The following is a 12461-nucleotide window of genomic DNA, read 5'->3' as shown; positions in this document are numbered from 1 at the left end:
TCAACCGGTCGTCAGAATCATCTTGGGCGAGACGGCGTCGGTCAGGCCGATCTCGTCATCGTCGAGGTAGCAGCCCGGGTCCTCGGCCCAGGGATCACCCTGGGTCTTGAAGGCGCGCACCCGGGTATTGCCGTTGCAGATCGGCAGGTAGCGACAGGCGCCGCAGCGTCCCTTGAGCGGCCGTGGCCGACTGCGAAAGCCCTGCATCAGCGCGTCGTCGGCCTCGCACCAGATCTCCGAGAACGGCCGCTCTCGCACATTGCCAAGGTGGTGGTCCCACCAGAAGGAGTCCGGGTGGACATTGCCCAGGTTGTCGATATTGGCGATGTACTCTCCGCTGGCATTGCCACCCCAGGCGACCAGACGCGCCTTCAGCTCCTCGACCCGATCGGGGAAGTGACGCCTGGCCCAGTGCAGCAGGAAGGGCCCGTCGGCGTCATTGTTGCCGGTGACGTACTCGCGCCGGATTCCCGCCTCGAGATCGGCGCGACAGCGATCGAACAGTCGGGTCATGGCGTCGCGGGTCATCGCGTGCCAGGCGTCGTGCTTGCGGTGGCGATGGCCGCGTCCGCCGTAGTTGAGGTGCGACAGGTAGAACTTGTCGACGTCGTGCTCGGCGGTCAGCGCCAGGATGTCGTCGAACTGGGCGTAGTTGTCCCGGGTCAGGGTGAAGCGCAGCCCTACCTTGATGCCCCGTTCCTTGCACAGCCGGACTGCAGCCATGGACTCGCGAAAGGCGCCACGACGCTGGCGGATCTGGTCATGGGTCTCCTCCAGGCCGTCGATGCTGATGCCGACGTAGTCGTAACCGGCATCGGCGATGGCGTCGATGTTGTCCTCGGTGATCAGGGTGCCGTTGGTGGAAAGCCCGGTGTACAGCCCGAGCTCCTTGGCCCGGTGCGACAGTTCGAAGATGTCGGGGCGCATCAGCGGCTCGCCACCGGACAGGATCAGCGCCGGCACCCGGAAGGCCTTGAGGTCCTCGAGCACCCTCAGCGCCTCCTCGGTGGACAGCTCACCGGCGAAATCGACGTTGGCCGACACCGTGTAGCAGTGCCGACAGGTCAGGTTGCAGCGGCGAATCAGGTTCCAGATCACCACCGGGCCCGGCGGGGTGCGGGCAGGCGTCAGTGGCGTCGGTTCGAGCAGGCTGTCGATGTAGCGGGTCACTCGGAACATGGCGAGGCTCCCTTCACGCTGGCGAGCCGCAGCCCGGTCTTCTTGAGGATGCGGCTGCTGTAGAGAATACGGTGATCGCGACAGGCGTCGCCCAGCCATTCACGCAGCCGTGCGGCCTGCGCCTCGACCTCGTCACGCTGGTGGCCGTGCAACATCACGAACAGGTTATAGGGCCAGTCCGGCAAGCGACGGGGCCGCCGGTAGCAGTGACTGACACCCGGCCAGTCGGCCAGCTGCCGGCCGAGTTCATCGATGCGCTCATCATCGACGTCCCACACCGTCATGCCATTGGCCAGGTAGCCCAGGCGATAGTGGTTGGGTACCGCGGCGATACGGCGCACGACGCCGCTCAGGCGCAGGCGCTGAAAGCGCGCCAGCACCTCCTCACCGCTCATGCCGATGGCCGCGCCCACTGCGGCCCAGGGGTCGGCCACCAGCGGCAGGCCCGCCTGGGTGGCTTGGATCAGGGCGCGGTCGCCGTCGTCCAGCACAGAGACGTCGTCGCGGCCCCTAGACGGGCAGGTGGAGATGGACATGGAACTCCTCCTCCTTGGGCAGGTTGATCACCTCGAGCCCGGTGGCCTCGGTGATGGCCTCGATCACCGAGGCGACACGGCCGGGGCGATCACAGGCGATGACGAACCACATGTTGTAGTGGTGCTCGCGGCGATAGTTGTGGGCCACCTCGGGGAAGGCGTTGACGACCTCGGCGACGCGCTCGAAGTCGGCTTCCGGCACCGCCAGGGCAGCCAGCGTCAGGGCACCGCCGAGACGCTCGGCCTGGAACATCGGGCCAAAGCGACTGAGGATTCCTCGCTCGAGCAGCGACGACAGGGCGTCGAGCAACTCGCGCACCCCGAGCCCCAGCTCCAAGGCCAGGTCGCCGTAGGGGTCCGGGGTCAAGGGCACACCCAACTGCAGGCGGTTGATGATCCGACGCTCTACCTCAGACAGCGCAGCCACCGCGTCATGGCGAGCGGTGGCAGCGTCGTGTGGGTGGCGGTCGGGGTCGCCGGGAAAACCCCGGGACGGTGTTTCTGAGCTCATGGCTCCTCCGGGGGTGTCATGGTTCCTCGGGCGTATAGCGTCCGCCGCGCTGGCGATAGGCCTGGCGGCTGAACAGCACCTGGTGGTCGACGTCTTCGAGGCCATGGCGCTGGATCAGCGCACGGATCTGGGCCTCGACACGCACTCGCCGGACGCCGTGGATCATGCAGAACAGGTTGTAGGGCCAGCCGAGGCGACGCACCCGCTGGTAGCACAGGGTGACCTCGGGCTCAGCGGCCAGACGCCGGCCTACCTCGTCGACGCGATCATCGGGCAGGTTCCACACCACCATGGCGTTGGCGGCGAGGCCCAGGCGGCGATGGCGGACCACCAGGCCGAAGCGTTTGATGAAACCGCTGTGCTGCCAGTGCCCGATCCAGGTACGGACCTCCTCGACGCTCAGGCCGGTCTGCTCGGCCAGCACCTTGAACGGCTCAGGCACCAGCGGCAGCCCTTCTTCCAGACAGGCCCTGAGTCTGATCAGACGGCGATCCTGAGCCTGCAGCGGGCTCGCCGGACGGCGCTCAGCGGTGGACGTGACGGCCTCGATCATGCTTCCTCCAGCTCCGCCCAGGGCAGGGCGAAGGCCAGGTCGATGTGATAGCTCTGGACCATGGGCAGACGCAGCAACGGGGTGGCCAGTTCGGCCTCCAGCCGCGTCAGGCGCAGTTCCAGGCTGGTGCTGTCCGGCGCCGTCACCACGAACCACAGGTTGTAGCGGTGCTCGCGCCAGTAGTTGTGGTTGACCCCGGGACAGGCGTTGATGATCTGTGCCACCGCCTCCCGGCGATGGTCCGGCACGGCCACCGCCACCAGCTCGCTGGCGCCGGCCTGGCGGTGATCGAACACCGCGCCGACACGGCCCACCACGCCCAGGTCACACAGACGCTGCAGGCGCTCGATCAACGCCTGTTCATCCAGTCCGAGCTCTTCGGCCATGGCCGCAAAGGGACGCTCCACCAACGGCAGCGATCGCTGATAGCGATCGATCAGACGCCGGTCGATGCGGTCCAGGTCGTCGACCACCTTGTCGGTTGCCATGGCCATCTCCCGAAAAGCGAAAAATTGGGGCGGGCCGCCCGTGCGAGCGGCCCGCGAGGACGTCAGTAGACGTCGTGCTGGGTGTTGTAGACGTTGAACTTGCCGGTCGGCGTGACCAGTCGCTCGTCCTTGATCACCGCTTCCAGCTGCAGCGTCTCGTCGTCGACCACCACCAGCGCGGAAGACTGATCGGCGGTGTTCCACACCGAGAACCAGACCTCGTCGCCGGCACGGTTGTACTCCGGCTGCACCACCCGCTTGGGTCCTTCGCCGAGATCCGCCCAGTCGGCGATCGGCAGCACCTGGAAGCCCTCTTCCAGGTCGTTGACGTCATACACGGCAACGCTCTGGCTGATGGCCTCGTCGGGGTTCAGCGCGGTGTCCACGTAGAGGTGCTCGGACTCGGGGTGGGTCTTGATGAACAGCGAGCCGCCGCCCTGACCTTCCAGGGTGCGTACCACCGTCCAGGCCTGGTCCGGATGACCTTCCGGGTCGGTACCGATCAGCGAGATGGTGTTGTCGCCCAGATGGCTGGTGGCCCACACCGGCCCGAACTCGGGGTCGACGAAGTTGGCGCCACGTCCCGGGTGCGGGGTCTTGCCCACGTCGATGATCGCCTCGAGCTCACGCTCCTTGGCATCGATGACGACGATCTGGTTGGACTGGTTGGCGGCGGTCATGAAGTAGCGACCGCTGCTGTCCCAGCCACCGTCGTGCAGGAAGCGGGAGGTGTCGATCTCGACGCTGGACAGGGCGTCCAGGTTCTCGTAGTTGACCAGACGGACCTTGCCGGTTTCCTTGACGTTGACGATGAACTCCGGGTGCTGATGGGACGCCACGATAGCCGCCACGCGGGGCTCCGGATGGTACTCCTGGGTGCCCACCGTCATGCCGCGGGTGCTGACGATCTTCTTCGGCTCCAGGGTCTCGCCGTCCATGATCACGAACTGCGGCGGCCAGTAGGTGCCGGCGACCGCGTAGGTGTCCTCGTAGCCCTCGAACTTGGAGGTCTCCACCGAACGCGCCTCGAGACCCACCTTGATCTCGGCCACGGTGGTCGGCTCTTCCATCCACAGGTCGATCATGTCGACCTTGGCGTCGCGACCGATGACGAACAGATAACGTCCGGAAGCGGACATCCGCGAGATGTGCACCGCGTAACCGGTATCGATGACCTTGACGATCTCCTTGCTGTCGCCGTCGATCAGAGCGATCTGGCCGGCGTCACGCAGGGTCACCGAGAACAGGTTCTCCAGGTTCAGGTCGTTCATCTGCTCGGTGGGGCGATCTTCCGGCGCCACGAACACGGTCCAGCTGTCCTTCATGTCGGCAAGGCCGAACTCCGGGGGTACCGGTGGCTCATGCATGACGTAGTTCGCCATCATCTCGATCTCGTCATCGGTCAGCTGGCCGGAGGTACCCCAGTTGGGCATGCCCGCCGGTGAGCCGTAGGTGATGAAGGTCTTGAGATAGTCCACGCCGCGTTCACGGGTGATGTCGGTGGTCAGCGGCTTGCCGGTGGCCCCCTTGCGCAGCACGCCATGACAGCCGGCACAGCGTTCGAAGTAGATCTCCTTGGCGTGATCGAACTCTTCCCGCGTCATCGCAGGGGCGCCCTCTTCATCGGGCATCATCACCGCCGCCGGGTCGACGCCGGACGGATTGCTCTGGTAGGCCGCCTCTTCCGGAGACAGGTTCTTCTCGGCGCCATGGGCGCTTCCCAGGCCTGCAATCACGATGGCTATCGCTGCGGCAAGGGGCTTGAGAGTCGTGACGCTTCTGGTCATCTTTTCACCTCGAGTCATGATCCACGTGTCTTTCATCCTGTCGCCAATGTCGTGCTACAAGATGAAAATGTCGCCAGGTTTTCCGCTTTCTCTTGAGCGAGTTATTTCCCTTGGTACGGCAATCCCTTCCCTGGATAAGCGACACATCTTCCTTCCAGATGAAGGCCGCGAAGACGCCCGCTCTCTTCGCGTTTGCCCTGCCTACCATGGAAGCGCGCATTCCCGACGATTTCACTGGGTCTCTTGCCGACTCTTGACCCCTATCAACAATCACTCCTCCGCACACCAGCAGAAATTTTTCCCCTTTAATTTCTTAATCTTAATGACCAAATAAGACTTTCGGAGCTACCTCGAAAGAAGCATTTCAGTACTTTTTGATCAAGACGTTGACGCGCATCATCCAATGGCTCCAGCCGCTATCGACAGCGAGGCGAAACTCGACTACTGCTTGCCACTTCAAGAAACACCAATACCTTCGGGATAAAACGACGACCCATATCAATAAATATTTCCGATGAATCAAGGACACTGTCGGGTCCTACAGGGACCTTCGCCGGGGGACACTTGTCGATGGCAACACCTATTTCCCAGCACCCTTTCAGGTGCCATGCGTGCTCAGTGCTTGCGCCACGATGGCGTGCCGCCCTCGCCTGCCTTCTGCTGATGGGAGCATGGGCTGTCGATACATCGGCGGCGCCCGCGCCCAGCGCCTCGGCGACACACAAGACCAGCGCCTCGGCGACACACAAGACCAGCGCCTCGGCGACGCAAACGACCAGCGCTTCAGCGACAGGTTCGAACGGCGCAGCAGTGGACCCGGAGGCGCTCGGCAACCTGCTCCTTCAGGACTGCGGTTCCTGTCACGGCATGACCCTCAAGGGTGGCCTGGGACCGGCACTCACCCAGGAGCAACTGGCGGTCTACGACGTCGACACCCTGACCACCATCATCCTCGAAGGCCTGCCCGGCACCGCCATGCCGCCCTGGCGCGATCTGCTGAGCGCCGAAGAGGCCCGCTGGATCGCCGAGACGCTCAAGCACACCGACGCTCAGGAGCTCCCATGAGGCACCGTCCTGCATTGCCCCATCCCCCCGCCGCCAAGGGTCTTCGGCGCTTTCACGCCCCTGGCTTCGTGCTTGGCCTGGCACTGGCCTGCGGCCTGATCGCCTGGGGCCAGAGCCCGCACGGCTCAGCCGCCGTTGCCCACAGCACCGACGCCGGCACGCCGGAGGCCAGCTGCGCCAACCTCGCCACCGGCGGACTCGGGGTCGTGGTCGAACGCGCCGATGGCCGCCTGGCTCTGGTCGACCGCCGCCAGCATCGCGTGATCACTCGTGTCGAGGGGCTGGGTGATCTGTCCCACGCTTCGGTGAAGTTCTCCAGCGACGAGCGCTTCGCCTATGTGTTCGGCCGCGACGGCGGTCTGACCAAGGTGGATCTGGTCTGCGCCACCATCGACGCCAGGGTGCTGCAGTCCGGCAACAGCATCGGCGGGGCCATCTCCCAGGACGGCCGCATCATCGCGGTGGCCAACTACGAGCCGGGCGGCGTGAAGCTGTTCGACGCCGATAGCCTTGAGCTGTTGGCCGAGGTACCGGCGCGCTACACCCGGGATGACGGCAGTCAGGCGCTGTCCAAGGTGGTCGGCCTGGTCGACGCCCCGGGCAACCGCTTCGTCTACAGCCTGTGGGACGCCGATGAGATCCAGGTGCTCGACGCCTCGACGCTCATCGCGGACGAACAAGGTGCCAGCAAGCTTCCCGCCATCACCCGCTTCTCCGATATCGGCGAGAAGCCCTATGACGCCCTGATCGATCCCATCGGGCGCTTCTACGTGGCCGGCCTGTTCGGCGAGGACCACCTGGCGCGCCTGGATCTGTGGCACCCGGAGAAAGGCGTCGAGCCGGTCCTGTCCGGCTATCGCCAGGGCGACGACAAGCTGCCGGTGTACAAGATGCCCCACCTGGAGGGCTGGACCATCGCCAACGACCACGCCTGGTGGCCGGCGGTGGGTCGCCACGAGGTGCTGATGGCGAACCTCGACGACTGGCGCCTGGGGCGACGGATTGCGATGCACGGGCAGCCGGTGTTCGTGATGAGCCGGCCGGACCAGCGCCAGCTGTGGGTCAACTTCGCCCACCCCGACAACGATGTGGTCCAGGTCATCGACAGTGAAAGCGGCGAGATCATCCGCACCCTGACCCCAGGCCAGGCGGTACTGCACATGGAGTTCAGCCCGCGCGGCGAGGAGGTCTGGATCTCGGCGCGGGACTCCGACCAGGTGGTGGTCTATGACACCGCCACCTTCGAGCGCCTGGCGACCCTGGAGGCCGAGTCGCCCAGTGGCATCTTCTTCACCGATCGAGCCCATCGCATCGGCCTGTAGGCCGCGGGAGAACGCCATGCACCCTGCTTCGCTGGAAACTCGCCAGTCGCAATCACAACAGACCACCGTCGTCACGACGCCTTCCGGGCAGCGCAAGGTGCTGCTGCTCTACGCCCTGATGCTGGGCAGCGTCATGGCGGTGGTGACCGCCCCCGTCAGCGCACTCGTCGCTCACCTTTGGCTGGCCATCAGAAGACCCTCCGATGCGGTGCTGGTAAGCCACCTGCGCTTTCAACTTGCGACCTTCTGGTACGGCGTGCTGGCCGGGGCGATCGGCCTTGGCCTGTGGGGGCTGATCGGCCACATCAACCTGCCGGGCCTTACCGGCTGGGCCTACGGCTATCTGGGCTTCACCCTGGCGCTCATCTGGATGGTGGGACGCTGCGCCCTGGGTATCCGCCGGCTGTTGCACCACTTGCCCGTCCCGCGCCCCCTGTCCCCGCTGCTGGGTGGCTGCCGTGTGCGCTTTACGGACAGCGACCGGTGAACCTCGATCGCGGCGCTTGCGAGCTGCCGGGCTCTGGTTCTCAGGGCTCTGGTTTTCAGGGTTCTGGCGTTCCGGGCTCTGGCTTGCCCAATCCTGGCTGGGGGCCGCTGTCGGGCCTGCCGGGCAACCCGCTGATCTGGGTGCTGATCATCAGTGAACTGCTGGTGTTTGCCGCCTTCTTTGGCGTCTTTGCCTGGCAGCGGGTACTCGACCCCGAGGGTTTTCTCGCCGGGCAGCGCCATCTCGAGCCGCTGATTGGCGGCCTCAATACCCTGGTGCTGCTGACCAGTGGCCTTGCCGCGGCGATGGCGGTCACGCAGTCCCAGTGTCCACCCCACGCCCTGCGCGAGCGCCGGATACGCCAGTGGCTGGCGCTGGCCGCGGTGCTGGGCATGGCCTTCTGTCTGATCAAGGCCGTCGAGTATCACCTCGAGTTCTTCACCGGCCCACTGCCGGACAGCGGCAACTTCTTCACTTTCTACATCGGCCTGACCGGCTTTCACGCCGCCCACGTCATCTTTGGCCTGTGCCTGCTGGGCGTCGCGATATGGCGCCCGCGAGCGGACACCGTGGAGACCGTCTGCGCTTTCTGGCACATGGTCGATCTGATCTGGGTACTGCTGTATCCCCTGCTCTATCTGGTGCGGTGACGACAATGCATGACACGGATACTCAGCGCAGACGCCTGTGGCGCACCTGGGCCCTGTTGATGGGCATGACCCTCATCGCCATGGCCAGCGGCGCACTGCATCGCGGCCCGCTGGCGCTCTGGGCCCTGGCGCTGGTGCTCGTTGCCAGCCTGGTCAAGGCGCAACAGATTCTCTCCATCTACCTCAACCTGCGTATTGCCCCTGCCTCCTGGCGAGGGGGACTCTTGGTACTGGTCGGGGCGATGGGGCTTGGGCTGGCGGCTGCTGGACTGCTGCCTCGCTGGATCGAGGCTCCTGGTGCGACCTCCGATGCGACCGCCATCCCGGTCTCGATCCACAGCACGACAACGAATAACACCACTGATCGACGCAGCGATAGACACACTGAACGACACTTCGAACGACACAACGAACGACACAACGAACGACAGGCACAGGAGCCCAGATGAACAAGGCCGTGGAAATCGACATGACCTTCGAGGAAGACCCCGGCGAGACCATTCGCCTGGTGGCGGTGGTCAACGACCGAGGCGACCTGACCTCGACTCAGGTCTACGGCTTCGCCCGCGACCGCGCGGAAGAGGAACTGGTGACCTACCCCTTCGTGCTGGATCGAGCGAGCGGCGACCACTACCAGATTCGCTGGGGCTACGGTGACTGCACCGAGAGTGCGCTGAACTTCTCATCCCCCGCCGTGGCGCTTGGCCAGCGCGTGTATCGCACTGACACCTACCGCACCGGCAGCGCCCGTTTCTGCTACGAGATCACCGGCATCAACGACCTGGTGCGCTGAGCTACTAGCGACTGACGGCCAACGGCGAGCAACCGACCACTCAGCCCCGCAGCGCCCAGCGTTCGAGCCGGCGCCAGAGCCGCAGGGTAAGCCAGACCGCAAGGGGCACCAGCGCCATCAGCACGATGCCCCAGTCACGGTGATGGATCAGCCAGGCCAGCGGCGTGAACAGTATCAGCGCCGCCAGACCGGCGGTGGCCAGCGCCAGCCGCTGGCGCCAGCGAGTCTGTGACGAAGACATGACCTTCATTGGGCCACCAGCTGTCGGTAGATGCCCGGCAGCGCCAGGGCGAGATGCTCCGGGCGCGGCACGATAGCGTAGCCCCCTCGACCGAAGATGCGGCCAAGATAGCGACTGGCCTCGCGATCGATGGTCACCCCGAATACCCGCACGTCTTCTCGCGCCGCCTCGCGCACCGCGTGGCGGGTGTCCTCGATGGCGTAGCGCCCCTCGTAGTAGTCGGTGTCGTTGGGTTTGCCGTCGGTCAGCACCAGTAGCAGCCGATGTCTTCTGGGGTGTTGGACCAGCTCCCTGGCCAGGTGGCGAATGGCCGGTCCCATGCGGGTGTAATGCCCCGGCGTCAGCGCCGAAATGCGTCGTTCCACCCGCTCGCCCATGGCCTCGTCAAAGGCCTTCAACTGCCTGACCCAGACCCGATGCCGACGCTGGGAGGTAAAGCTGTGGATGCTGACGTCGTCACCGCAGCCGGCGATGCCGTGGCCCAGTACCATCAACGCTTCCTGGGCCACGTCGAGCACGCGGCGACTTTCCAGCCAGGCATCGGTGGACAGCGACACGTCGATCAGGATGGACACCGCCAGATCACGCCCCTGGGGCCTGGCGTCGACGAACAGGCGGTCGCTGGCCTGACCGCCGGCGGCCAGGTCGCAGCGACTGCGGACCAGGGCATCCAGGTCCAGCTCGTCACCGTCCGCCTGGCCCCGCAACCACTCTCGCCGAGGCCGCAGGGCCTCGAACTGGCGGCGTACCCGGCGTACCCGCCGTGTGGCCGCCTCGTCGCCCTGCCAGGGCTCGCCCTCCTCGATGGCAGGTTCGGCGATCACCCGGCAGTGGGCCGGCGACAGCCGGCCCTTGCGGTAGTTCCACTCAGGATAGAGGTGCTCGACGCTGGAACCAGCGGCCAGCGACTCGCCACAGGCGGCGTCGGGCGCCAGGTCCAGCGACATCTTCAGGCGTGAGGCGGCCCGTCGCCGGTTACGGCTCAAGGTGATCTCGTCGATCTGGTCGGCCGCCTCACGCGCGGCGTCTTCCTCCTCGTCATCCAGATGGCGGTTGACGTTGACCATCTCCGCCCAGGACAGCATCTTTTCCGAGGCATTGAGCATCAGCGGGTCGTCTCGCTCGGCCTGATCCTGATAGCGGCGCTCGGCCTTGCGCCGGGCACCTTCCACCTCGGCGGCCTGGGGCGGAGCCTTCTCTTCGTCCTCGTCTTCCTCGTCGGTCGACCTCGAGACGCACTCGAGCGTCGACGCCTCGCCCCATAGCGGCACCGGCAGAAAGGGCCGATACCCCCGTGGCGCGCGCACCGTCGGGCGCCCTTGGCCATCCGCCGCCTGCAGCCAGGACCACCACTGGCGCGCGTCGCCTTCGGGACTGTCTTGCGTCTGGGCCTCGCTATCGAAGGATCGGTCGTCGCCCAGCAGGCGCCGGACCAGTGTCTCGACCGCAGCTTCTTGCGGAGGCAGGCCGCGGCGCCGAGGACGCACGGCGAGCAGCGCCTGGCACAGCCGGGCATGGCGCCGAACGAAGCCGGGATAGCGCGCAAGCGTCACCTCGGTTGAGCGCCGGGCCTCGGCCAGGCGCACCAGATCCTGTTCGAGCGGATCGTCGCAGCGCGCCACGGGACGGCGCTCAGCCAGCGACATGGCCAGCCAGCGATATAGATCGCGATTGAGCTCAACCTCAGGCAGCAGCGCCAGTCGCTGCGGCAGCAGCAGGTGCTCGTCGTCACGCCGCGAGACCTCCAGCGCCTCCTCGTCGAAGCCCAGGCGCTGACGCAGTGACAGGCGATGGCGCGAGGCGCGCTTGCCGATCGCATCCAGGGTGACGCCGGGGTCTCCGCCGCTGGCGCGAAACAGCACCCCCAGCGAGCGCGACACCTCCTCGAGGGTCACCGCCGCCTCGGGATATTCAGGATAACTGGCGGCACGTGACGCCCAGCGGTGCCAGTGACGCCCGACGAACTCCTCGACCTCGAGAAACTCCAGCATGGTGGTGGCTATCCGAAGGTGGCGGTAACGACGTCCTCGATGCCCTTGAGCACGTCGGGATCGTCACTGAGAGGCTCGAGCAGGGCCGCCCGGGCGGCGTCGAGCACCGGCATGCCGGCCTGGATCAGGCTGGCGCAGTAGATCAGCAGGCGAGTGGACACCCCCTCTTCCAGGTCCTGGCCCTTCATCGCCCGCAGGCGTGCCGCCAGGTTGACCAGGGCCTCGCAGCGCCCACGCGAAAGGCCGCTTTCATGGGCGACGATGTCGACCTCTGTGTCGGCATCGGGGAAGTCCAGCGAGATCGCCACGAAGCGCTGGCGGGTGCTCGGTTTCAAGGTCTTGAGAATGTGCTGATAGCCAGGGTTGTAGGACACCACCAGCATGAAGTCGTCCGGCGCTTCGAGTCGCTCGCCGGTACGTTCCAGCGGCAGCAGACGGCGATCGTCGGTCAGCGGGTGCAGCACCACGGTCACGTCCTTGCGCGCCTCCACCACTTCGTCGAGGTAGCAGATGCCGCCTTCGCGCACGGCCCGGGTCAGGGGGCCGTCGGACCAGGCGGTATCACCGCCCTTCAACAGATAGCGTCCGGTCAGATCGGAGGCGGTCAGGTCGTCGTGGCAGGCCACGGTGTGCAACGGCAGCCCGAGACGTGCCGCCATATGGCGCACGAAACGGGTCTTGCCGCAGCCCGTCGGCCCCTTCAGCAGCAGCGGCAGACGCTGGCGGTAGGCGTGCTCGAACAGCGCGACCTCCTGGCCGGTCGGCTGGTAGAAGGGGATGTCGTCACGCACAGGGTCCTGGTGCAAGGCGCACCGAGACAGGGTTGCTTGGGTCATGAACAGGGTCCTCGAGACCATC

15 protein-coding genes are annotated in these 12461 nt (G+C 65.9%); 6 read left to right on the top strand and 9 right to left on the bottom strand.

What is annotated here, in order from left to right; all coding sequences use genetic code 11:
• From nirJ to C9F12_RS09050, 6 genes are all read right to left on the bottom strand, one after another.
• Window positions 1-1179 carry a heme d1 biosynthesis radical SAM protein NirJ gene (nirJ, locus tag C9F12_RS09075; protein ID WP_108448653.1) on the bottom strand — a complete coding sequence of 393 codons (1179 nt, stop codon included), beginning with the start codon at window positions 1177-1179 and terminating at the stop codon, window positions 1-3.
• Complete coding sequence (locus C9F12_RS09070; RefSeq protein WP_108448652.1) at window positions 1167-1715, bottom strand: AsnC family transcriptional regulator; 549 nt, start codon at window positions 1713-1715, stop codon at window positions 1167-1169. Before C9F12_RS09070 ends, nirJ begins: the two co-directional genes overlap by 13 nt.
• The gene (locus C9F12_RS09065) at window positions 1690-2226 is read right to left on the bottom strand and encodes an Lrp/AsnC family transcriptional regulator (RefSeq protein ID WP_240184217.1); all 537 of its coding nucleotides are present in this window, start codon (window positions 2224-2226) and stop codon (window positions 1690-1692) included. The genes C9F12_RS09070 and C9F12_RS09065 overlap by 26 nt, the downstream gene beginning before the upstream one ends.
• A 16-nt stretch (window positions 2227-2242) precedes the next feature.
• A complete protein-coding gene (locus C9F12_RS09060; protein WP_162816424.1) occupies window positions 2243-2779 on the bottom strand; it encodes an Lrp/AsnC family transcriptional regulator in 537 nt (178 codons plus the stop codon).
• On the bottom strand, window positions 2776-3267 hold the full coding sequence (locus C9F12_RS09055; protein WP_045993516.1) for an Lrp/AsnC family transcriptional regulator: 492 nt from the start codon (window positions 3265-3267) through the stop codon (window positions 2776-2778). The genes C9F12_RS09060 and C9F12_RS09055 overlap by 4 nt, the downstream gene beginning before the upstream one ends.
• Before the next feature lie 62 nt (window positions 3268-3329).
• The gene (locus C9F12_RS09050) at window positions 3330-5054 is read right to left on the bottom strand and encodes a nitrite reductase (protein WP_108448651.1); all 1725 of its coding nucleotides are present in this window, start codon (window positions 5052-5054) and stop codon (window positions 3330-3332) included.
• Between the two features lie 810 nt (window positions 5055-5864).
• On the opposite strand from C9F12_RS09050, the gene C9F12_RS22795 reads away from it, so the two are divergent.
• The 6 genes from C9F12_RS22795 (at window position 5865) to C9F12_RS09020 (ending at window position 9371) form a co-directional block, all read left to right on the top strand.
• Window positions 5865-6119: a cytochrome c gene (locus tag C9F12_RS22795; RefSeq protein ID WP_205254654.1), complete on the top strand. Its 255-nt coding sequence runs from the start codon at window positions 5865-5867 to the stop codon at window positions 6117-6119.
• Window positions 6116-7441 (top strand): cytochrome D1 domain-containing protein, encoded by a 1326-nt coding sequence (locus C9F12_RS09040; protein WP_108448649.1) that lies wholly within the window; start codon window positions 6116-6118, stop codon window positions 7439-7441. Before C9F12_RS22795 ends, C9F12_RS09040 begins: the two co-directional genes overlap by 4 nt.
• A gap of 16 nt (window positions 7442-7457) precedes the next feature.
• Window positions 7458-7928, top strand: coding sequence for a hypothetical protein (locus C9F12_RS09035; protein ID WP_108448648.1), 471 nt, complete (start codon window positions 7458-7460; stop codon window positions 7926-7928).
• An 83-nt stretch (window positions 7929-8011) separates the two neighbouring features.
• Window positions 8012-8578, top strand: a complete 567-nt coding sequence (locus tag C9F12_RS09030; RefSeq protein ID WP_108448721.1) for a cytochrome c oxidase subunit 3 — start codon at window positions 8012-8014, stop codon at window positions 8576-8578.
• Between the two features lie 5 nt (window positions 8579-8583).
• On the top strand, window positions 8584-9027 hold the full coding sequence (locus tag C9F12_RS09025) for a hypothetical protein (RefSeq protein ID WP_108448647.1): 444 nt from the start codon (window positions 8584-8586) through the stop codon (window positions 9025-9027).
• Entirely contained in the window at window positions 9024-9371 is a 348-nt protein-coding gene (locus C9F12_RS09020; RefSeq protein WP_108448646.1) for a hypothetical protein, read from the top strand. The genes C9F12_RS09025 and C9F12_RS09020 overlap by 4 nt, the downstream gene beginning before the upstream one ends.
• A gap of 40 nt (window positions 9372-9411) precedes the next feature.
• Here the strand turns inward: C9F12_RS09020 and C9F12_RS09015 are convergent, their stop codons facing one another.
• Genes C9F12_RS09015 through C9F12_RS09005 form a run of 3 tightly spaced genes read right to left on the bottom strand, consistent with a single transcriptional unit; the run spans window position 9412 to window position 12439 of the window.
• Entirely contained in the window at window positions 9412-9612 is a 201-nt protein-coding gene (locus tag C9F12_RS09015; RefSeq protein ID WP_108132212.1) for a hypothetical protein, read from the bottom strand.
• 5 nt (window positions 9613-9617) lie between these two features.
• Window positions 9618-11603 carry a VWA domain-containing protein gene (locus C9F12_RS09010; protein WP_108448645.1) on the bottom strand — a complete coding sequence of 662 codons (1986 nt, stop codon included), beginning with the start codon at window positions 11601-11603 and terminating at the stop codon, window positions 9618-9620.
• Window positions 11604-11611: 8 nt separating this feature from the next.
• Window positions 11612-12439, bottom strand: a complete 828-nt coding sequence (locus C9F12_RS09005; RefSeq protein ID WP_108448720.1) for a CbbQ/NirQ/NorQ/GpvN family protein — start codon at window positions 12437-12439, stop codon at window positions 11612-11614.
• Window positions 12440-12461: the final 22 nt, after the last annotated feature.

Source organism: Halomonas sp. BN3-1 (assembly GCF_003056325.1).
In the GTDB taxonomy this organism is placed as follows: domain Bacteria; phylum Pseudomonadota; class Gammaproteobacteria; order Pseudomonadales; family Halomonadaceae; genus Halomonas; species Halomonas litopenaei.
This window is presented reverse-complemented; position numbering and strand designations above follow the sequence as displayed.